The sequence below is a fragment of the Corynebacterium sp. HMSC036D02 genome (genome assembly GCF_001836165.1).
Lineage (GTDB): Bacteria > Actinomycetota > Actinomycetes > Mycobacteriales > Mycobacteriaceae > Corynebacterium.
On the sequence record NZ_KV827691.1, the window covers coordinates 58,008 to 78,764 of the forward strand.

The 20,757-nt window shown below is 62.3% G+C and carries 18 protein-coding genes; 4 read left to right on the plus strand and 14 right to left on the minus strand.

The genetic code is table 11. The features are described 5' to 3' along the window. Nucleotides 1-363: 363 nt before the first annotated feature. From HMPREF2743_RS08455 to HMPREF2743_RS08485, 7 genes are read right to left on the minus strand one after another with little or no spacing between them, the layout of a single operon-like run. Nucleotides 364-1,110: a GntR family transcriptional regulator gene (locus HMPREF2743_RS08455; RefSeq protein ID WP_070818578.1), complete on the minus strand. Its 747-nt coding sequence runs from the start codon at nucleotides 1,108-1,110 to the stop codon at nucleotides 364-366. A gap of 56 nt (nucleotides 1,111-1,166) precedes the next feature. Next, nucleotides 1,167-1,841, minus strand: a complete 675-nt coding sequence (locus HMPREF2743_RS08460) for an SDR family oxidoreductase (RefSeq protein WP_070745096.1) — start codon at nucleotides 1,839-1,841, stop codon at nucleotides 1,167-1,169. Between the two features lie 17 nt (nucleotides 1,842-1,858). Continuing rightward, nucleotides 1,859-3,046: an alkylhydroperoxidase domain protein gene (locus HMPREF2743_RS08465; protein ID WP_070745093.1), complete on the minus strand. Its 1,188-nt coding sequence runs from the start codon at nucleotides 3,044-3,046 to the stop codon at nucleotides 1,859-1,861. A gap of 29 nt (nucleotides 3,047-3,075) precedes the next feature. Beyond that, nucleotides 3,076-4,824, minus strand: coding sequence for a dipeptide ABC transporter ATP-binding protein (locus HMPREF2743_RS08470; protein ID WP_070525401.1), 1,749 nt, complete (start codon nucleotides 4,822-4,824; stop codon nucleotides 3,076-3,078). Nucleotide 4,825: 1 nt separating this feature from the next. Beyond that, complete coding sequence (locus tag HMPREF2743_RS08475; RefSeq protein WP_070525399.1) at nucleotides 4,826-5,680, minus strand: ABC transporter permease; 855 nt, start codon at nucleotides 5,678-5,680, stop codon at nucleotides 4,826-4,828. Then, entirely contained in the window at nucleotides 5,677-6,687 is a 1,011-nt protein-coding gene (locus HMPREF2743_RS08480) for an ABC transporter permease (RefSeq protein WP_070525397.1), read from the minus strand. The genes HMPREF2743_RS08475 and HMPREF2743_RS08480 overlap by 4 nt, the downstream gene beginning before the upstream one ends. Next, on the minus strand, nucleotides 6,688-8,388 hold the full coding sequence (locus HMPREF2743_RS08485; protein ID WP_141761406.1) for a TIGR04028 family ABC transporter substrate-binding protein: 1,701 nt from the start codon (nucleotides 8,386-8,388) through the stop codon (nucleotides 6,688-6,690). A 56-nt stretch (nucleotides 8,389-8,444) separates the two neighbouring features. Here HMPREF2743_RS08485 and HMPREF2743_RS08490 point away from each other — a divergent pair, with 56 nt between their 5' ends. Next, nucleotides 8,445-10,325, plus strand: coding sequence for an FAD/NAD(P)-binding protein (locus HMPREF2743_RS08490; protein WP_070818579.1), 1,881 nt, complete (start codon nucleotides 8,445-8,447; stop codon nucleotides 10,323-10,325). 42 nt (nucleotides 10,326-10,367) lie between these two features. On the opposite strand, the gene HMPREF2743_RS08495 is transcribed toward HMPREF2743_RS08490, so the two are convergent. Beyond that, nucleotides 10,368-11,582 (minus strand): hypothetical protein, encoded by a 1,215-nt coding sequence (locus HMPREF2743_RS08495; RefSeq protein WP_070818580.1) that lies wholly within the window; start codon nucleotides 11,580-11,582, stop codon nucleotides 10,368-10,370. A gap of 21 nt (nucleotides 11,583-11,603) precedes the next feature. Further along, the gene (locus HMPREF2743_RS08500) at nucleotides 11,604-12,764 is read right to left on the minus strand and encodes a cystathionine gamma-synthase (RefSeq protein WP_070525390.1); all 1,161 of its coding nucleotides are present in this window, start codon (nucleotides 12,762-12,764) and stop codon (nucleotides 11,604-11,606) included. 115 nt (nucleotides 12,765-12,879) lie between these two features. Between HMPREF2743_RS08500 and HMPREF2743_RS08505 the strand changes: the two genes are divergently transcribed. From HMPREF2743_RS08505 to HMPREF2743_RS08515, 3 genes are all read left to right on the plus strand, one after another. Beyond that, on the plus strand, nucleotides 12,880-13,881 hold the full coding sequence (locus tag HMPREF2743_RS08505; RefSeq protein WP_070525388.1) for a mechanosensitive ion channel family protein: 1,002 nt from the start codon (nucleotides 12,880-12,882) through the stop codon (nucleotides 13,879-13,881). Nucleotides 13,882-13,883: 2 nt separating this feature from the next. Then, nucleotides 13,884-14,273 carry a globin gene (locus HMPREF2743_RS08510; protein ID WP_083298955.1) on the plus strand — a complete coding sequence of 130 codons (390 nt, stop codon included), beginning with the start codon at nucleotides 13,884-13,886 and terminating at the stop codon, nucleotides 14,271-14,273. Nucleotides 14,274-14,370: 97 nt separating this feature from the next. Next, nucleotides 14,371-15,849 carry an SLC13 family permease gene (locus tag HMPREF2743_RS08515; protein ID WP_070525386.1) on the plus strand — a complete coding sequence of 493 codons (1,479 nt, stop codon included), beginning with the start codon at nucleotides 14,371-14,373 and terminating at the stop codon, nucleotides 15,847-15,849. On the opposite strand, the gene ald is transcribed toward HMPREF2743_RS08515, so the two are convergent. The 5 genes from ald to HMPREF2743_RS08540 all read right to left on the minus strand — a co-directional run bounded on the left by ald (nucleotide 15,846) and on the right by HMPREF2743_RS08540 (nucleotide 20,694). Next, entirely contained in the window at nucleotides 15,846-16,928 is a 1,083-nt protein-coding gene (gene ald / locus HMPREF2743_RS08520; RefSeq protein ID WP_070525384.1) for an alanine dehydrogenase, read from the minus strand. The two genes, HMPREF2743_RS08515 and ald, sit on opposite strands and share 4 nt — an antisense overlap. A 208-nt stretch (nucleotides 16,929-17,136) precedes the next feature. Next, entirely contained in the window at nucleotides 17,137-17,793 is a 657-nt protein-coding gene (locus HMPREF2743_RS08525; RefSeq protein ID WP_070525382.1) for a DUF8185 domain-containing protein, read from the minus strand. Beyond that, nucleotides 17,793-18,251 carry an acyl-CoA thioesterase gene (locus tag HMPREF2743_RS08530; RefSeq protein ID WP_070525380.1) on the minus strand — a complete coding sequence of 153 codons (459 nt, stop codon included), beginning with the start codon at nucleotides 18,249-18,251 and terminating at the stop codon, nucleotides 17,793-17,795. The genes HMPREF2743_RS08525 and HMPREF2743_RS08530 overlap by 1 nt, the downstream gene beginning before the upstream one ends. A 47-nt stretch (nucleotides 18,252-18,298) precedes the next feature. Continuing rightward, a complete protein-coding gene (gene ettA, locus HMPREF2743_RS08535) occupies nucleotides 18,299-19,969 on the minus strand; it encodes an energy-dependent translational throttle protein EttA (RefSeq protein ID WP_070525376.1) in 1,671 nt (556 codons plus the stop codon). An 80-nt stretch (nucleotides 19,970-20,049) separates the two neighbouring features. Next, on the minus strand, nucleotides 20,050-20,694 hold the full coding sequence (locus tag HMPREF2743_RS08540; protein ID WP_070745011.1) for a single-stranded DNA-binding protein: 645 nt from the start codon (nucleotides 20,692-20,694) through the stop codon (nucleotides 20,050-20,052). Nucleotides 20,695-20,757 lie beyond the last annotated feature (63 nt).

Sequence of the window (20,757 nt, forward strand, 5' to 3'; positions counted from 1 at the left end):
CAGACTCAACGCCGAGAAAGCAGCCACAAAGACACAAGCCACAGCGCCAGCCCAACCCCCGGACCCACCACCCGACAGCAGCTAACCCCCAACCACTCGAAGCCCAGAAAAGGAAAAGCGCCGGTAACCTGCAACAAAGGCGCTCCCGATAGAAGAACCCGTCAGACAAAGCCATGCTGACGGGCATATCGGCGATCCCAGGTTGCGCTTCACTCGACGCCGGATGCAGCAGGAGCAGCCACGGAAGAACCCCTTAAGCCCTTAAAGAACGAAACCCGCCAACCCGATGGTGGTTGGCGGGTTGCCTGGCGTGCGCATTCGCATTTCCGGGCGAGGCAGAACGCATGGAGCCCTCGCTGGTTTCTAGTCGAGGGTCGGCGTGGGGTCCTCGCCGATGACTACCTCCACCGTGACCGCATCAGGGCGCAGGGTCTCCTCCAGCTGAGCGGCCACGACGCCGCTCTCCGCCTTGACGGTTCGTGTAATGCGCAAGACCGGTTGGTTGCGTCCCACGCCCAATGCTTTCTGTTCCTCCGTGCGCGCGGTGGCAGCCACGAGGGAATCCCGCTTAAAAACGGGTGCCAAGTCAAGCTCCGTCAATAACTCAGTCAGCGGCTTCTGGACGTCCTCTTCCGTGAGGTCCGGGGCCAAGGCCTGCGGGATAAAAAGGGTTGAGACCATGATGGGCGAGTCCTCGGTCAACTGCACCGTACGGCACTCCCACACGGAATCGCCCTCCTCAATCCCGAAGGCGGAGGCAAGGTGACCTGGGGCATCAATAGTCAACAACGACAGCACCCGCACCTCAACATCGAGGTCATGCTCACGCAGCTGGTCGAGGGCGCTTCGCCCACTCGTCAGGCTCAACGTCGGCGGGGTGGCACGCACGAAGGTGCCACCGGTGCGCCCGCGCTTGCGGTCGATAAGTCCCTCGATCTGGACGATGTCCAAGGCGTGGCGCACCGTCATGCGCGCCACCTTGTATTCCTGGACTAATTCCCGCTCCGTGGGGAAGCGATCACCCGGCTTCAGTTCGCCGGATTCAATCTTGCTCCGCAGCGAATCCGCGATCACCAAATAGGCGGGGCGGCGGCGTTGATAGGTGGACACGTCTCATAACTGTACCGTGTGCTGGGTTTTTCGCATCTTGAGCGAAAACTCGCCACCTACTTGCGCTGGTTCAGCTCAATGCGTGGGCGCACGCGGATCTCAGTGAGCTGCGTCGTCGGCCCAGCATCAACGGTGGCGCGAATAGCCTTCGCCACCTCCACAGGGGCGATGACGTGCTCCGGGTTATAGTCCTGCAGTCCCTGCAACATCGGGGTATCCGTCGGGCCCGGCGCGACGGTGGAAACGCGGATGCCGAGCTCGCCGAGGCGGAGACCGTCGGCAAGCGCGTACAAAGCGTGCTTCGTAGCAGCATAAATGACATTGTCGCCGTAGGAGTGGATGCCGGCGCCGGAGTTGATGAACACCGCAAGCCCTTCCGCTGCGCGCAGCGCAGGCAGCAGCTGGCGGGTCAGCTCTGCCGGAACGTGCACGTTGAGGTCCATCTGCGCGCGCCAATCCTCAGGGCTAGCGCTTTCTACCGAGTGCTTGTCCGCCCTAGCCGCCGCATGCACGAGCACGTCCACGCGCTCCAGCGAAGCCAGCTCGGTGGGAAGCGCGGTGCCGTCGAGCAGCGACAGCAGGTCGATTTCCACCGGCACGATGTTCTCCGCCTCCGGCAGCTCCCCGGCTCGCCGACCCAGTGCATACACGCGGTGGTCTCGGGCAAGGTCCTTGATGATCTCCACGCCCATTCCACCGGTTGCCCCGGTCACAACAGCAGTCTTCACCATGATTATTCCTCCTTCGTTTAGCGGAAGCGCTTCGGCACATCGGGCTCCCCCAGCGTCAGCATCAGGCGGTTTGCCCAGTTGAAGAACGCGGAGGAGTTGATGACGTCGATGATTGCCAGCGTATCGAAACCGGCTTCGCGGAGACCAGACACGTGGGAGGCGCCAAACGCAAAGGGAGACTCGGTCAGGGCCAGGGCGGCATCACGGATGACGGACCACTGCGCCGAGCCCAGGTCAGCGGAAACGCCTTCCTCGAGCAAACGGTCAATCGCCGCGGCGTCACCGCCCTCTTCCTTCGCGCGCTGCTGGTGCACCGACGCGCAGTACTCGCAACCGTTCAGGCGCGAGACCACCGTGGCGGCCAGCTCACGCTCGGCGCGGCCGAGGCCGCCGTCGGTGTTGTAGAAGATGTCCAGGTCCGTGAGCGTGCGAGCCTTGAGCGCTGCCGGGTCGCGGGCGAGCAGGCGGAAGTACTCCATATCGATGCGCTCGGGCTTAATCAGCGCATCGCGCTGCGCGTCTGTGAACTCCTCCTTCGGCTGCGGCGGCACCCAGGGCTTCCAGCCCAGCGAGTGCGCCACGAAGCCCTGCGGCTTGACGACGTCCGGCACCAACGTCCCCTCCCCCGGCACCCACTCCGGGGTCTGGGTGGGACGCGGCGCCTCAGTCACGGGCGCGGGCTGCGCGGTACCGGCCAGCACAGACAAGCCGTGCGCCACGCGCAGCTGGAAGGACAGGAAGCTGATGAGCTGTGCCAGCGTCACGATGTCATCGTTGGACCACCCGGCCGCCTGCAGGTGACCAATCGCGGCCGGGGAGGCGTCCTTGGGGTGGAAGACCAGAAGGTGGGCGAAGTCGAGGGCGGCGGCAAGGCGCGGGGAGCCGTCGAAAAGCACGAAGCCGCCATCGATATAGGGGCCGGTGGTGATGCCGCGCTCCACCGCGCGGGCAACTTCTGCAGCGAGCTCCTCCGATTCCTCCGCCAGCAAGTCGGAGTAAAAGTCGACGGCAGGCGCCGCCTGGTACACGCCCGCCACAAAGGTAGCGATGGCGTAGCGCTCCGCAAAGCTGAACGTGCCGGGCGCTGAAGGCTCGAGGAGCGCGACGAAGGAGGCCTGCGCGTTCTCCTTGGCTTCGGGCCGACGCTCGCGCAGCTGAGCGACGTCCCCTTCGACCCCCGCTACTAGGTTAATGATGTCTGCCATGATCTAATCCTTTCTTTTCCGGCCCCAGGCTACAGGCCCAGGTTGAGGTCGCCGGCGCGGTAACGCGAGCCGGGGATGGCCTCGATGAGCTTCCGGGTAAACGGTGACTGTGGGTTGCTAAAGACCTCGGCCGTGGGGCCGCATTCCACCTGCTGGCCCTTCGAGAGCACCGAGACAGTATCGGAGATCTGGTTGACCACCGCCAGGTCGTGCGAGATGAAAATGTAGGTCAGGCCAAGCTCCTCCTGGAGCCGGGAAAGCAGCCGCAGGATCTGGGCCTGCACGGTGACGTCGAGGGCGGAGACGGCCTCGTCGAGGATGACCAACTCGGGTTCCACAATCATGGCGCGCGCGATGGCCACGCGCTGGCGCTGACCGCCGGAGAGCTCGCGCGGGCGCCGGTCATAATAATCCGGGTTGAGAGCTACCAGGTCCAAGAACTCCTTGGCCTTTTCCTTGGCCGCGCTTGCACGCGTGCCCTTCAAATTCCGCAGCGGCTCCGCCACCGTCTGGCCAATCGTCTGCTTGGGGTCCAGCGAGCCATAAGGATTCTGGTAGACCAGCTGGATGTTGTTTCGCTCTTCGCGCAAGGCCTTACCGCGCAGGCCCACGATGTCGCGTCCGCCCACGGTGATGCTGCCGGAAGTCGGGGTGTTGAACATGGCGATGCTGCGCCCCGTCGTGGTCTTGCCGGAGCCGGACTCGCCCACGATGGCGTGGGTCGAGCCCTTGGCCACGGTGAAGGAGATGTTATCGACCGCAGTGAAATCACCGAAGCGCTGGGTCAGGCCTTCAACGCGCACCAAGGGTTCGCCAGTCGCCGCGCCGTGGGAAACAGAAGAAGCGCGTTCAGCGGTTGCACCAGCCTTCGCAGCGGCGCCGGTGGTTGCTGTGCTGGCGCCGGCGTCGGTGAGTGTGCGGGCGTCAGGCTTGGCGGTACTGCGTGGAGCGGATGTGCCGGCGTCGGCGACGGTGAGAGAGGGGGCGTCGGCAAGCAGGCGTTTGGTGTAGTCGTGGCGCGGGTTCGTCAGCACCGTGGCGGCCAGGCCCTCCTCGCGCAGCTGGCCGGACTCCATGACCACGACGCGGTCGGCGCGGTCACCGGCCACGGCGAGGTCGTGGGTAATGAAGAGGATGCCCATGCCGAGCTCCGCGCGCATATCGTCGAGGAGATCGAGGATGATCTTCTGCACGGTGACGTCGAGCGCGGAGGTGGGCTCATCGGCGATGATGAGGTCGGGCTCCAGCGCCACGGCGGCAGCAATGAGCACGCGCTGCTTCATGCCGCCGGACAGCTCGTGCGGGTACTGGTGATAGCGGCGCTCAGGGTCATCAATGCCGACGCGCTCCAGGAGTTCCAGTGCCTTAGCCTTGCGCTCGGCCGCGGTGCCGACCTTGTGGATGCGCAGCCCCTCCTCCACCGAGGCGCCGATGGTCTGCACCGGGTTGAGGGAGTTATTGGGGTCCTGCGGGATAAGCCCGATGCGCCGCCCCCGCAGCTCACGCCACTCGCGGCGGCGCAGCGAGGTGATATCGCGGCCATCGAAGGTGATGGTTCCGGCATCGATAGTGGCATTCGAGGGCAGCAAACCGATGGCTGCCATAGCGGAGGTGGTCTTGCCGGAGCCGGACTCGCCCACGATGGCGGTCATCTGTCCTGGGCGAACCTCGAGGTTAACGCCTTGCACGGCGGGAACGTCACCACCGGCGGTGGAATAGGACACGTTGAGGTCCCGCACGCGCAGCAGGGGCTGTGCTGCATTTTTTGTAACAGACATGTTAGGCCTCCACGGGGAAGTTTTGGGACAGGCGGTTGGCGGACATCACCACGGCGACCAGCGCGATGCCGGGCAGGATGATGAGCCACCATGCGGTGGCCATGAAGTCGCGGCCCTCGGCGATAATAAGCCCCCACTCCGGGGTGGGCGGCGGGGCGCCGTAGCCCAGGAAGCCGAGGATGGACAGCTGCAGGATAGCGGTACCGAATTGCAGCGTGGCCAGGGCAATCACAGGGGTGAGTGAGTTGGGAAGTACGTGGCGCAAGAGCACCGTGGCGTGGGTGGCACCGGCGCCGTATGCGGCCTCGATGTAGTCCGAGCTGGCCACGGTGATCACCTGGGAGCGGGCCAAACGGGCAAAGGTCGCCACGGATGTCGCACCGACGGCCACCGCCGCCTGCACCGAGCCGAAGCCCAGCACGATGATGATGGACAGCGACAACAAGATGCCGGGAATAGACAGCAGCACGTCGACCACGCGCATGAGGACGCCATCCACCGCTCCCCGCAAGGAACCGGCGAGCAGGCCGATGAGCGTGCCGACGACCAGGCCAACGGCCACGGCAATGAGCGCGCCGAGCAGCGACTGGCGGGCACCGTAGACGATGCGCGCGTAGAGGTCGCGCCCCACCGCATCCGTGCCCATGAGGTGGCCGGACTCCCCCGGCGGCAACAGGGCCACATCGGTGCCCGCATAGGGGTCAGCCGAGGTAAACAAGCTCGGGAAGAGTGCGGCCAGGAAAGCGATCACGAGGATCACGATGGCGATGAGGGAACCCGGCGCGAGCCACGGGTTGGAGGGGTGGCGGCGCGGCGCCCGTGTAGAACGCAGCGGTTTGGTGTGCGTCATGCTCATGAGCGCACCGTCCTTTCCGAAGTAGCGGCCGAGGTGGTGGCGGAATCTGTGCTGCGGCGGGCCGCACGCTCCGGGGTGCCGGCGCGCAGGCGCGGGTCCAGCACCGGGTAGAGCAAATCCACCACGAGGTTGATGATGATGTAAGAGGTGGCGGCGATGAGAACCACGGCCAGCAGAACCGGGGTATCGCGGTTCGCCACGGCCTGGGCCACCATGTAGCCCAAGCCGGTGCGACCAAAGACGGTCTCAGTCACCACGGCACCGCCGACGAGCTCACCGAAGAGCAAGCCCGCCATGGTCAAGGTGGGCAGCAGCGAATTGCGCAGGACGGTGCGCCAGAAGATCCAGGACTCCGAGGCGCCGCGTGCGCGCACCGCCTGGACGAAGGGCCGGGATTGTGTCTCATCGATGGAGCGGATCAACACCTGAATCAACGGCGCGGCCATGGGCACCGACAGCGTCAAGGTCGGCAGGATGAGGCCCTCCACGCTGCCGGGTTCGATGACCCGCACCCAGCCCAGCTGGAAGGAGAAGAACTGGATAAGCAGGATGGCAATCCAGAAACCTGGCAGCGAGACCATGAAGGAAGGCAGGCCTCGGAAGAAAGAACCGATGCCGCCGAGCCCCGGCAGTGTGGCCAGGAAGGCCACAAGCACGGCCACGATGAGCGCCAAGCCGATGGCGCAAGCGGCGAGGATGAGGGTGTGGGGAAGGGCGTCGGCAAGCAGCGTAGCTACCGGGGCACCCGACTGCGTGGAATTGCCAAAGTGCCCGGTGAGGAAGCCACCCAGGGAGGTGAAGTACTGCACCACGAGCGGCTTGTCGACGCCCATCTCCTCCCTGATGGCGTCAATCTCCGCCTGGGATAGGCCCAGAGCGGGGTCGCCGAAGCGCGACTGCACGGCATCCGACGGCAGCGCCGACAGGAGCAGGAAGGCCACGGTATAAGTAATGAGCAGCACGAGGAGGGCCTGCCCAATGCGGCTGAAAATCTGGCGAGTTGTCATTTATTTCTCCTCCTCATTCGACGCGGCCTCGATGCTGACCTCGTAGAACCAGGGGCGCGCCACCGATTCCGGGCTAAAGCCCGAAATTCCTGGCCGGACAGCATAAACCACCGGTTCCTCGAAGAGCGGAAGCACGTAGGCCTGCTCGGTGATGTAGTCCTGGACCTCTTCTGTGGCCTTGATGCGGCCTTCTTTGTCGGGGGTGTCGAGGACGGCGTCGAGAAGCTCCTGCAGGTGCGCGTCGATTGGGGTGCCCTCCGCGTCTTGGTTGAGGAAGGCGTCGCGGTTGTTGATGCCATAGAGCGAGGTGATGACGTCATAGTCGGCGCGGCCCACCATCGAGTGGTAGATCTGCACCTTGTCGACGTCCTTGGCATCGGCGTTCTGCGTGGCCTGGTCGCCGGCGTTGACTTGGATGCCGATGCCCAGCTCACCTAGCTGGTCCTGCACCATGGTCATGACTTCCTTAGAACGCGGCTGCGGCAAGGCGGTATTGGTGCGCAGGACGAGGCGCTCGCCGTCCTTGACGCGGATGCCGTCCGGCCCGGGTTCCCAGCCGGCCTCGTCGAGAAGCCGCTTGGACTCTTCGGGATCGAAGCCGTAGGCAGCGGACTGGTCCTTGTAGGCCAGGCCGGTCTTGGCCACCGTGGAGGCGGCCAGCGGGTAGGACTCGGAGAAGAGCACGCGGAGGATCTCCTCGCGGTCCACGCCGTGGATAATGGCCTCGCGCACGCGCTTGTCCTGCAGCAGCGGGTGGTCGAAGCGGAAGGCGAATTGGTTGTTCATGGAGTTGGTGCCGCGCGAGACGATGTCAACGCCTTGTTCTTTCAGCAGCGACTCCTGCGGGGCGGAGATCTGGCGGGCGATATCGGCCTGACCGGAGAGGATGGCGCCGGTGCGCACGGATTCCTCGGCGGCGAGGATGTAGTGGACGCCGTCGATCTCCGCGCGTCCTTGGTGCTTCACGGCCGGCGGGGCCCAGTCGTAGTCCTCGCGAGCCTTGAGCTTGAGGTCGGTACCGATTTCTTCCGATTCAACAACGAAGGGGCCGGAGCCAATGACGTTGACCGCGTTGCCGGGGCCAAAGCCCTCGTTGTCCAAGGCCAGCGTGGAATCGGAGAGCAGGCCGGCGTTGTAGGCGGAGGTGGCCTGGAGGAAGCCCGGGGACGGCTGGGTGAAGTAGAACTTCACGGTGTCCTCGTCCACGACCTCGCCGCGGTCGTAGTTGGCAATCTGCTCTGAGCTGGTCAGCGTGCGGGACTTATCGCCGCGCCCGAAGAGGTCGAAGTTGGCCACGACGTTCTCGGCGGTCAGCGGGGAGCCATCGGAGTAGGTGACGTCCGTGCGGATATTAAACGTGTATTCCGTGGCATCCGCGTTGACCTTGGGCATCTCCGTGGCGATCCACGGCGAGAGCTCGAGGGTCTCGGGGTCTTGGTACAGGAGGCGATCGGTCAGCTGGTTAACCACGCCGCCATTGGGGTAAAAGCCGGCGGCCGGCGGGTAGAGCGTGCGGAAGAACTGCGGCTCCAGGTAGGTGAGGACATTCTCCTCCCCGTCCGGCCGGTCCGCGGCGGAGCAGCCAGCTAAGGCGAGGGCTGCTGCCAGGGTGGCGGCGAGTGCGCGTAGGGTTTTCACGGTAATGCTTTCAGAGAGTAGATAGTCGGTTTGAATTGTGTCTACGGATTTAACACAACGCATACTGACCGGTATTATTCCACTAGACAGCACAGTCTAAAAGTTCGAGGTTGATTTACATGCCCTCCATCGCCATCGTCGGGGCCGGCCCGCGCGGCATCTCGCTGGTCGAGCGCCTCGCAGCCCACCTGCGCGCGACCCCCCTTAATTCACCCCTGCGCCTCCACATCATCGATGATGCCCCGCTGGGTGCTGGCCGCATTTGGGATACCGAGCAAACCCGCACGTTGTGCATGAACACGTTGGCCGGCGCGGTCACCCTGTTCACCGAGCCCAACTCCACCACCACCGCCCCGGTCCTCGAGGGCCCCATCCTCTACGAGTGGATCCAGCTCTTGCGCGGAGAGCGCCCCGACATCGCGCCTGCCAAGCTGGAGCTTTATGATTCCCACCCGCCGCGCGAGGAGCTCGCCGACTCTTTTGCCGAGGAACTGGCGCAGACCCGCCCGGAATCCAACCCCTCCCGCGCGCTCTACGGCGCCTATCTGGAGTGGGTTTTCGAGGTGGCGCTGGCTCAGCTGCCGGAGAACGTGGACGTCGTCCAGCACCGCGCCCGCGCGCTGTCCGTGGAGGAGCGCGGTGAGCAGGACGCCATCGAGCTTTCCGACGGCACCACCATCACCGCCGACGCCACCGTCCTGGCCTATGGCTGGCAGGTACCCGCGCTGAGCGAGTCCGAACGCCCCCTGGCGGAGGCTGCGCACTCGGACCTGCGTTGGGTGCGGCCAGACAACCCCGTCGAACAGCCGGTGTCTGCAGTCCCCGCAGGCGAGAAGGTCCTGGTCCGCGGCTTAGGCATGGGATTCTTTGATGTCATGGCGCTGCTCACCATCGACCGCGGTGGTGAGTTTGTGGAGGATCCCTCCACGCGCTCCGGGCTGCGCTACGAGCCCAGCGGTGAGGAGCCGCACTTCATCGTCTCCTCCGGCCGCGGCTACCCTTATATCCCGAAGTCGGAATACCACGCGCTGCCACCGAAGGCCGCGCTGACCCGCTTCCGCGCCGCAGTCGCCGCGCTTGATCCGGAGGCGGAGCTGGACTTTGGCACGCAGCTGCTGCCGCACATCCTGCGCGATGCCTACGCCGAGTACTACGAGAACCAGGCCCGTGTATCCCCTGATGCCCTGCAGCGCCCGCTCGAGGATGTCCTCGCCACGATTGATGCCACCGCGGTGGATGCCGACGACCTGACAGGCATGGCGGACCAGCTGCGCGTCGCGCTCGAAGGCGCGTCGACTGAGCCGCTCGACCTAGCGCACTGGGCGCACCCGCTGGCGGATTTCAAGGGCACTGAAGCCACCGAGTACATCGCCGAAGGTTTGGCGCGCGATATCGTCGAGGCCGTCGCCGCCGCCGATTCCCCGCTGAAGTCCGCGCTGTGGGCCATCTCGGCCGCACGTAAGCCCTCCTCCATCGCCGGTTCGGAAGGCCGGATGACGTGGGAGTCCCGCACCAGCACCTACAAGGAGTTCATGGCCTTCGGGCAGATGGTGGGCTCCGGCCCGCCGCTCTTCCGCACCCGCCAGCTGCTCGCGCTTGTCGACGCCGGCCTCGTCACCTTCCTAGGCCAGCACCCCCAGCTGGAGATCGGTGATAAGTTCACGCTGCGCACCGCGCACGGCGAGGCTTCCTCCGCCTGGCTTATCGACGCCTGGATGCACTCCCCCGACGTCCGCCGCGCCGGCGATCCCCTTGCTGTGTCGCTCAACGGGCGTGTTCGCGCGTTCGTCGACCATGGTCAGGCCACCGGCTCGCCGGAAACAACATGGAACCGCCGCGTGGTCAACCCCGGCGGCACCGAGGACCCGCGCCTGCACATCGTCGGTATCCCCACCTATTCGCAGTGGCCGGATACCACCATCTCCCCCATGCCGGGCACGGATCCGCTCATGCTACAGGAGACCGACCGCACGGCCGGATCCCTCCTCAGCACCCTCTAGCCGCCGCGTGGCCCCGCCTCACTTCTCGGGGCCACGAGCTAGTTACGGCCGACTGTCAAAGACCCGTCGGAGGTCCGCAACGCGGTTATCGAGTGGAGGGACCAAATTCTTCACATTGAGGTGCGCGTTCTGCCCTTTGAACTCCCATACGTGACCCGTAAACGCCGCAAGGATTGCGTCCTTTTCAACTTCGAGAGAAGGGTTCGCGTCGATAAAAGCCCCGATAACATCTCGCCATAGCTGCGGGTCACGGGCACAAATAATGTAGCCGTGCTCAGCCTCTTTGAGGAAGGCGATGAGGCATCTAAACACGAGCTCCTGAGACGGTAGAACAAGTCCGTTCTTGTTGTTGCTTTCGATGACCTTGGGGATGTCACCAGACGCTTTGGTCCTGTAGGGGAACATCTCCATGCGCACGATGTCTCCTGCTCGCTCACCCGATTCGGAACGCTCCGGAATGACCTCATTCCACGAAACAGGCTCTTTTTCTTCACAGTCATCGAAGAGGTAAAAGCGTGCGCGATCGAAATACCAGCCTTTGTCATCTGCAATGTCCCAGGGCAAGCGAGCGTTGTCGACGTCATTCGAGAACAGCGCCGCGACATTGCCTTGATCCCTGATGAAGGGAGTAAATGCCTCTCCCCCATCTTTTTTATTTGGTACGCCCTCCATTCCTTCACGTGCCAGCCTGATGACGTCATTTCCGCCATATGCTGGATTCTTTAGCAGCCACAAAATACGGATATGCTGGATGCCGCCATCTAGCTTCACCGACAAAGATTCCGGAACGGTTCGCGTAAGGCGCGCGGCACTCTCCGCAGCCTCCGCGCTAAATGCCTCCTTGATTGCCTCGGCGCTCTCCTCGATGCGCTCATCCTTAAATTCAGCACTAATGCGCTTCTTAAGGGCATCAGAAGGAGCGAAGACCGCGCCACAGAGATACTCCTTGAACGTTGGCTCTTCGCGGTTAAAACTGTCGCCGTTGAGGGCATCTGAGTTCCACCCAGCGAAGGTGGCAAAGTCCTGCTCGTGCATGCAGGACTTCAGGAAAGCTTCCACGTCTTCGCCTTTCGACGCAACGGTGGCCTGCGGGTACTCAGGGTGGGTTCCTTGAAGGAATTGAATGAACTCCTCGGTAGGTTCATCGGAACCGTTCGCAAATGGAACTGGAATCGCGTCGAAGTATGAGGCCCAGAACTCTCGTGCTGCGTCCACCTCATCGCTGAAGGACCTCAGCGGTTGTGCCGTATCTGTCATAGTGAGTCTCCTACAAGGTTGCTAGTGAAGGGCGTCGAGCGCCTGCTCCAGGTCCGTGAGTAGGTCATTGATGGACTCGATACCCACGGAAATGCGCACGAGGTCTGCTGGTGGGACGAGCTCGGAGCCCTCCGCGGAGATATGCGTCATGTTCTGCGGGTGTTCGATGAGAGACTCCACGCCGCCGAGGGACTCCGCAAGCGAGATGAGCTTGGTGTTGAGGCAAATCTGGCGGGCATGCTCCTCGCTGTGGAAGCGCACGGACATCATTCCCCCGAAGCCGCGCATCTGCTTTTTCGCCAGCTCGTGGCCCGGGTGCGAGGGCAGGCCTGGGTAAAGAACCTGCTTGACCTCTGGGCGGGACTCCAAGAACTCAGCCACAGCCTGCGCATTGGAACAGTGGCGATCCATGCGGACCTCCAAGGTCTTGATGCCGCGGGCGGTGAGGTAGGCGTCGAAAGGTGAGGACACCGCACCGACATTGCCTTGAAAGTACAGCAGGCGCTCATCCATCTCCGCGGAGTTGGTCACGACCGCGCCGCCCAGCACATCCGAGTGGCCGCCCAGGTACTTTGTGGTGGAGTGCAGGACGTGATCCGCGCCCAACTCCAAAGGGTTCTGCAGGTAGGGCGTGGCGAAGGTGTTGTCGACGACGATCTGGGCGTCGCCAGCCGCCTTGACTGCCTTAGCGACCGCAGCGATATCCGTGATTGTCGTCGCTGGGTTGGTCGGGGTCTCCAACCAGATCAGCTTGGTGTTGTCCTTCAGCGCCGCCTGCACCGCCTCAGTATCGGCGGTATTGACGATGGACAGCTCGATGCCCCACTCACCGTAATCATGATGCAGGAGACGGTACATGCCGCCGTAGGCATCGTTGCCGAGGATGACGTGGTCACCAGGGCGCACGATGATACGGATGAGGGTATCGACGGCCGCCATACCCGTGGCAAAACAGCGGGCGTACTCGGCGTTCTCTAGTGCGGCGAGAGTTTTCTCCAGAGAATGAACGGTGGGGTTGGCCACGCGCCCGTACTCATAGCCGCCGCGCAACTGCGCGAGGCCGTCCTGTTGGTACGTCGTGGAGGCGTAGATCGGTACGTTGATGGATCCCATGTAGGGATCCGGCTGGTAACCGGCATGGATGGAACGGGAGGAAAAGCCAAGAGTGCGGTTGTCAGTCATGAGGCACAATTCTAGACCAAGCTGTTCAGTTGTGAGAAAGACTGGCTTTTTATATTCAAATCCCTTCCCTACTATCGGTAGGCGTCAGTCGTGAGCGATAGTAGAAAGGACACACATGACCAGACCTACCGCATACCTCAGCGCTTCCGCCGAGCAGACCAACGGGGCCGTCGACGCGGTTACCAGCTGGTGGCAGACAGAAAACATGCAGTCCTGGCTCATCGACAAACCCATCGGCATCGCGCTCATCCTCATCGTCGCTGTCATCGGCAGCTGGCTGCTGCGCCGGCTTATTACCAAGCTGGCAGATAACAGCATCAAGAAGGGCAAGCTCAGCTCGCCGCTCTCTCCGCGCAAAGCTCACCGAACAACCGACAAGGTCCTCGAGCAAACGCAAGAGGCCCGGCGCACCTCCCGCATTCAGACTCTCGCCGGCGTCGGCCGCTCCGCGGTCGCTATTTTTGTTTGGGTCTGGGCAGCGCTGGCCATCTTGGACAAGCTCGGCGTCAACGTCGCCCCGCTTGTAGCATCTGCCGGCGTGGTTGGCGTCGCCTTAGGTTTCGGCGCACAAGCTTTGGTCAAGGACTTCCTTTCCGGCATCTTCATGCTCATGGAAGATCAGTACGGTATCGGCGATACCATCGATCTCGGCAACGGGGTCTTCGGCGATGTAGAGTCCATCTCCCTGCGCATCACCACGGTCCGCGATATTGATGGCGCTCTGTGGTACGTCCGCAATGGCGAAATCTTGCAAGTAGCCAACCACTCCGACCGCTACTCCGTAGCCCGCGTCCAGGTCCCGATTGCGCTGAGCAACGACCCCACCCGCGCAGTCGACGTCATCACCTCCGCAGCTGAAGACGCCGCCCGTGACTCCGAGATCAAGGACTTTATCCTGGCCAAGCCCACGGTCAATGGCATGTCCGGCCTGGAAGTTGACCACATGTCCTACCGCGTTTCCGTCAAGACGCTACCGGGCAAGCAATGGGATGTGCAGCGCGCGATGCAGGCGAAAATCCTCACCGCCATGCATACGGAAGGGATCACCACCCCCTATCCACGAGGGATGGCTATCTTTGATCTGGAAGAACCTGGCCTGACGCGAAAGGAAGATTAGGCGTGCAAGCAACAAGCGTGTACGAAGCCGTCGGTGGAATGGAGACCTTTGAGAAACTCGTCGACGGTTTCTACGCCCAGGTGCGCAACGATGATCTCATCGGCCCGATGTACCCGGACGATGACTGGGAGGGCGCGCAGCAGCGCCTGACCTGGTTCCTCGTGCAGTATTGGGGAGGACCCCAGCTCTTTTCCGAGCAGCGCGGCCACCCGCGCCTGCGCATGCGCCATGCGCCCTATCCCATCGACATGGCCGCCCACGATCGCTGGCTCGAGCTCATGGGCAACTCCTTGGCGCAGATCGACGAGGAGACCATCCCGCCGGCCTATCGCGCCATGATTTGGGACCACATGGAGCGAGTGGCAGCGATGCTCATCAACCGCGCGCCCTAAGTAGGGCTATAGCAAAGTTGAATATAGCTCTGGGGCCTCCGGGAGGGCTCTGATACTGTTCGCCTAATAGAAATTAGCTCCGACTCGAACTTTAAAAATGACCAACCTCTCACTCTCCCCAGGACTATCCGCCCCTTCGCTGCCACGCAGGACACGCAATATTCGCTATACAGGCGTCTTTCTAGGCATTGTGCTGGCATCCTTGTCCTACTTTGCGATGCCGCAATCTGCGGGTTTCGATGCCCGCGTCACCGCTGCGATCGTCGTCCTCATGGGCACCTGGTGGATAACCGAGGCCCTGCCTCTCGCCGTCACCGCGATGGTTCCGCTGGTCGCCTTCCCCGCCTTAGGTACAGCCGACATGAAAGATGTTGCTGCGTCCTATTCTGCGCAAATCATCTTCTTGTTCCTTGGCGGGTTCCTCCTCGCCCTCGGCATCCAACGCTGGAACCTGCACCGACGCATCGCGCTCGTCATTGTTCTCCTCGTGGGAACAAAACCCGATCACCTCATTCTCGGAATGATGCTCGCCACCGCAGCTTTAGGCATGTGGGTGTCCAATACCGCAACGGCTCTCATGATGATTCCGCTGGGCGCGTCCCTCGTGACACTAATTAAAGAACGAAGCGGCACGACGAACGTCTCGAATTTCAGCGCCGGCCTTCTGCTTGGCATCGCCTTTGCCGCAACCATCTCCGCTTTCGGAACGATTATTGCCTCCCCAGGAAATGCCTTTGTGGTCGGCTACCTCAACGACGCCATCGGGACAACCATCACCTTCCCGCAGTGGATGATTTTCGGAACTCCCCTGGCACTTGGGTTTACGTTTCTGGGTTGGTTCATCATCACCAAGGTTGTGTGGAAGCCCGAAATCGAGGACATCCCCGGTGGCCGGGAACTGTTCCAGAAAGAACTTGCTGCGCTGGGCAAGATGAGTTTCGGGGAATGCCTCATCGCCATCATCTTTGGTGTAACCGCGCTCGCGTGGATGTTTGTGTCGCTCATTTTCAAAGACACCTGGGCCACTGATGCCGTCATCGCGATGATTGCCGGAATGTCCCTGTTCATCATCCCTGGACGGCCACGCGACGGGGTCATGCTCATGGATTGGGAAACCGCGCGCGATGTCCCATGGGGCACGCTTCTCCTCTTCGGCGGCGGCCTAGCGCTGTCCGGCCAGATCACCAACAGTGGACTCGATAAATGGATCGGCGAAGCCTTCTCCGGTTTAACCGCCCTGCCCTTCTGGGTAGCTCTTGCGCTTATCGTCCTCATCGTTATTCTGACGACAGAGATCACGAGTTCTATGGCCACGATTGCAACGTTCGTGCCTATCGTCGTCGGGCTTTCCCAGGCCCTAGGCTACGACCCGCTGCTCATGGCCATCGTTGTCACTCAGGCCTGCCAGTGCGCATTTATGCTGCCTGTTGCCTCTGCCCCGAACGCCATTGCGTTCGGAACCGGGGCCGTCAATATCCGTCAGATGGTCATCACCGGAATTTGGTTCAACGCCATCGGCTTCGTGTTGGTCTACGCTGTGGCCTTCACGTTGCTGCCGATAGCGCTCAACCTTTAAAGCCCGAAGGCGTCCTTTACTGGCTGGGACACCAGCTCTCCCCCACGCGTCATGAGTCCATCAGCTAGGCCCGGGAAGCGCTCAACCGCACCATCGAAACCATCAGCAGCCAGCGCGCGCATATAGGGCAGAGTGGCAGAGCCCAGCGCCCGGGCAGACGTATTCGCCACCGCGCCCGGCATGTTAGCCACGCAGTAGAAGATGGTGTCGTGCACCTTAAAGGTGGGCTCGTCGTGCGAGGTCTTGTGGGAGTTCTCGAAGCAGCCGCCTTGGTCAATGGCAACGTCGACAAGCACGGCGCCCTTCTTCATCCGCTTGACCACATCCTCGCGCACCAACTTCGGGGCCGCAGCACCTGGAACAAGCACCGCGCCGATGACCAGGTCCGCCTCCAGCAACTCTTCCTCCAGTGCCGATGGATCCGACACGATGGTGCGCACGCTGCCTTGATACTGCTCATCAAAGCGCTGCAGCACGTGCGGATCAAGGTCCAGCACCGTCACCTCGCCGCGCAGGCCATGCGCCATCGCGACTGCCGACGCCCCCACCTGGCCACCACCGATGACGACGACGCGAGCCGGCCGCGTACCTGGTACACCGGCGACCAGCAAACCGCGCCCGCCTTCGGTAGAGAGCAGGTGATGTGCGCCCTCGATTACTGCAAGACGACCAGCCACCTGGGACATCGGGGTCAGCAGTGGCAAGGTGCCGTGAGAGTCGGTCACGGTTTCATAGGCTACGGCCGTCGTACCTGAGTTCATCAGGGCATCCGTCAACGGCCGGTCCGCGGCTAGGTGCAGGTAGGTAAACAGCAGCAGATCCTCGCGCAAGTAGCCATACTCAGACTCCAGCGGTTCCTTGACCTTGACCACCATCTCCGCGGCCCATGCCTCCGCGGCAGTGGGAACGATGGTCGCGCCGGCGGCCTGATACTCGGAGTCAGGGAAGGAGGCACCTTCCCCCGCCATGGTCTCAACCAGAACCTCATGGCCGTCTTTAATCAGCGTGTCCGCCGCGCTCGGGGTCAGCGCGACGCGGTTTTCGTTGTTCATTATTTCTTTGGGTACGCCAATACGCATGATTCGAGCCATCTCCTTTTGCTGAAGAAATAGAATTCAACCCCTTTAGGGTAACGCAGATCACCCCTTTTGTGTGCCGTCTCGGCCCGACCAAATCCAAGGTAGGTATAGCGCCCTGCGGCAGGCGTAGCGCTATTTATACATAACCCCGCCGTGGACGGTCGCCGTGGGCGCCGCACTGGCGGGGTACACATTGCTTTAGCAACCTTTAGAACAAGGACAGCCGCGTCGAATGGTAGACGCTGCCATAAGGCGCATCGAGGCGCACCCAACGCCCCTTGCCCGCCACGCGAAGGTGGCGGGGGATCTCCAGTGAGGCGGCAAAGCCCGGGATGAGGCCCAAGCTCGTGCAGGCAAAGATCATCCGCATGGGAATCTCCACCTGAGTCTCCGCATCATTCACGGTGAGCACCGTCTGATTCAACAGGCTCTTCGGAGGCCCCATCGGCCCGGAGAATTGGCGGGCCAACTGGCGACCCTTGTCCGCGAGTTCACGGACAACGTCAACCGGCAGCGAGTCGATCTCCCGAAAGCCCTTTTCCGGCGGCAAGGCCCCCGGCCAGGACGGATCGCGCGCTGGGCCTAAATCAAGTTCCACGCCTCCTTCGTGGCCGAGGGAGTCGGGGGCGGTGTGGAGGGCGTCGAGAAGCGCCTGCGCCGATACCACGGCACCGTCGCGGCCCACGGTCCCCTCGCAACGCCGCGCCACGACAACGTCGAACGGCGTGGTCACAAAGACCTCAGCCTGGTTGGTGTCGTACTGACGCAGGCGCACCGCGGCGGATGCATCCAGCCCCGTCGCGCGGGAGAGGAGGGCGCGAAGCCCTACCCCACCGCTGCGCAGTGTCAGAGTTTCGCGCTCCATTACTGCTGCTCAAGCTCGACGACGGCGTGCTCCAAGATAATGTTGCGCTCCTGCTCAGAGACCTCCCGTGGCATCTGAGTAGCCGGGTCAATGGTGACCTGCACGCAATCAATGACGCAGGCTACTTGGCCCTGCGCATCCTTGATCGTCTGGCGAGTGGTGAAAGACGTGGTGCCGAGGCGCACCACCGTGGTTTCCACCGTCACCGTTCCATGGCGTCCATCCCATTTGATGGGGCGGACATAGTCCGCTTCGATGTGGCGAACGAAAGCCACCATGTTGACGCCGCGAGCGTAGAAGTGGTGCATGGCAAAAGCCAAGCGCGCCTCCTGCGCCAGCTCAATGAAGTTGGCATTCATCATGTGGCCGTACATGTCGAAGTCCGACCAGCGCACGCCCACGGTAAGCGCGTGGACGTTGTCCTTGGTCTTCTCCGACACAACATTCTGAGCGGACATTCCAGGTTCCTTCCGGAGTTCGTGCTTTAACGCTAGGGACTAATGGCCTAGCGGCTGAGCTTACGGTGGGTAACGCGGGACGGGCGTGCAGCCTCCTCGCCGAGGCGCTCAACCTTGTTCTTCTCGTAGTCACCGAAGTTACCCTCGAACCAGAACCACTGGCCTTCTGCGACGTTGCCCTCCCACGCCAAGATGTGGGTACAGGTGCGGTCGAGGAACCAGCGATCGTGGGAGATGACCACGGCACAGCCAGGGAACTTCTCCAGGGCGTTTTCCAGGGAACCCAGGGTTTCCACGTCCAAGTCGTTGGTCGGCTCATCGAGGAGGATCAGGTTGCCGCCCTCTTTCAGGGTCAGGGCCAGGTTCAGGCGGTTACGCTCACCACCGGAGAGAACCTTGGAAGGCTTTTGCTGGTCAGCACCCTTGAAACCGAAAGCGGAGAGGTAGGCGCGGGACGGCATCTCGTTCTGACCAACGTGGATGTAATCCAGCCCATCGGAGACAACCTCCCACACGGTGGCCTCCGGGTCGATGTTCTCGCGGCCCTGGTCAACATAAGACAGCTTGACGGTCTCGCCGACGTCGACGGAACCGGAATCCGGCTGCTCCAATCCCACGATGGTCTTGAACAGGGTGGACTTACCCACACCGTTCGGGCCGATGACACCGACGATGCCGTTGCGCGGCAAGGTGAAGGAAAGATCCTTGATGAGGACGCGGCCGTCGAAGCCCTTGGTCAGGTTCTTGACCTCCACGACCTTGTTGCCCAGGCGCGGCGGAGTCGGAATCTGAATCTCTTCGAAGTCGAGCTTCTTGTACTGCTCGGCCTCCGCAGCCATTTCCTCGTAGCGCTGGAGACGGGCTTTGTTCTTGGCCTGGCGGGCCTTCGCACCGGAGCGAACCCAGGCGAGCTCGTCCTTGAGGCGCTTCTGCAGCTTCTTGTCCTTAGCGCCAGCAATCTCGAGACGCTCGGCCTTCTTCTCCAGGTAGGTGGAGTAGTTGCCCTCGTAGGGGTAGAGCTTGCCGCGGTCAACCTCACAGATCCAGCCCGCGACGTGGTCGAGGAAGTAGCGGTCGTGGGTCACGGCAAGGACCGCACCCGGGTAGGTCTCGAGGTGCTTCTCCAGCCACTGGACGGACTCGGCGTCCAGGTGGTTAGTAGGCTCGTCCAGCAGCAGCAAGTCCGGCTCACTCAGCAGCAGCTTGGCCAGCGCAACGCGGCGGCGCTCACCACCGGAAAGGTTGGTCACCGGGTCATCGGACGGCGGGCAGCGCAGCGCTTCCATGGCCTGCTCGATCTTGGAATCCACTTCCCAGGCATCGGCGGCATCCAGCTCCTCCTGGAGCTTGCCCATCTCCTCCATGAGCTCATCGGAGTAGTTGGTGGCCATCTCTTCAGCAATCTCTTCGAAGCGCTGCTTCTTCTGGAAGATTTCTCCGAGGCCCTCTTCGACGTTCTGACGGACCGTCTTTTCCTCGTTAAGCGGCGGCTCCTGGAGGAGGATGCCGACGGTCTTGCCCGGATCGATGAAAGCCTCGCCGTTGGAAGGCTGATCCAGTCCGGCCATAATCTTCAGGATCGAGGACTTACCTGCACCGTTGGGGCCCACGACGCCAATCTTGGCGCCCGGGTAGAAAGCCATGGTGACGTTGTCCAAAATAACCTTGTCACCGATGGCCTTACGCACGTTTTTCATCGTGTAGATGAATTCGCCCATGTTTCACCCTTTGCTTCTGTCAGGATTGGTAAATAACAGTACAAAGACTACATGACATGGGTGGCGGTAGTCCTTTGTCCTTAGACCATCGCTTCTTCTGGCTCCGGTTCAAGGTATGGCTCAGCGCCGGACTGCGCTTGCTGACGGTCCGCCGCGGTGTCCTGCGGAGTATCTCCCGGCCGCAATGCAGCTGGCATTGCTTCTTCCGTTGGGTTCCCCGAGCCTTCTGTGTTCTCTGTGTTCTGCGCATCCCCTGCGTTCTGTGTATCGCTCGGCGGTGCCGTGTAGTCCACGTCCAGCGCCGGCGGGTTCTCCCCTAGCCAGAGGGCTTCGCTGCCCTCCTCACCGTAGGAGGTACCAATCTTGGTTGAAGTGATGCAGAAGCGGTTGAGGTCTAGGCCCACGTGAGCAATCTTGATGAAGGTCCTAGAGCGCGTAGCTCCGTTCTTATCCTCCCATCGGTCCGTCACAATGGAGCCCATAACGAAGACTGGCATGCCCTTATACAGGGATTTCTTCACGTTGATGGCGCACTGACCCCACACTTCACCATCGATAAAGTTGAGGTCCAGCTCCCGCCACACGGTTTTGCCCTCCTCGTCTTTCTCCGGAACGCTGCGGGAAGAAGCGATACGGATGCGGGCCTTATACATGGTGTCGCTGATTTTGGTCAGGTGCGGGTTGTGGGTCAGGCGTCCTGTAATGGAGATTGGGTATTGAGACATTGCGTGATTCCTTTGCTGGTCATGGCTCGTGGCTTTCTTGAGGTTAAGGAAGCGATGCGCCTC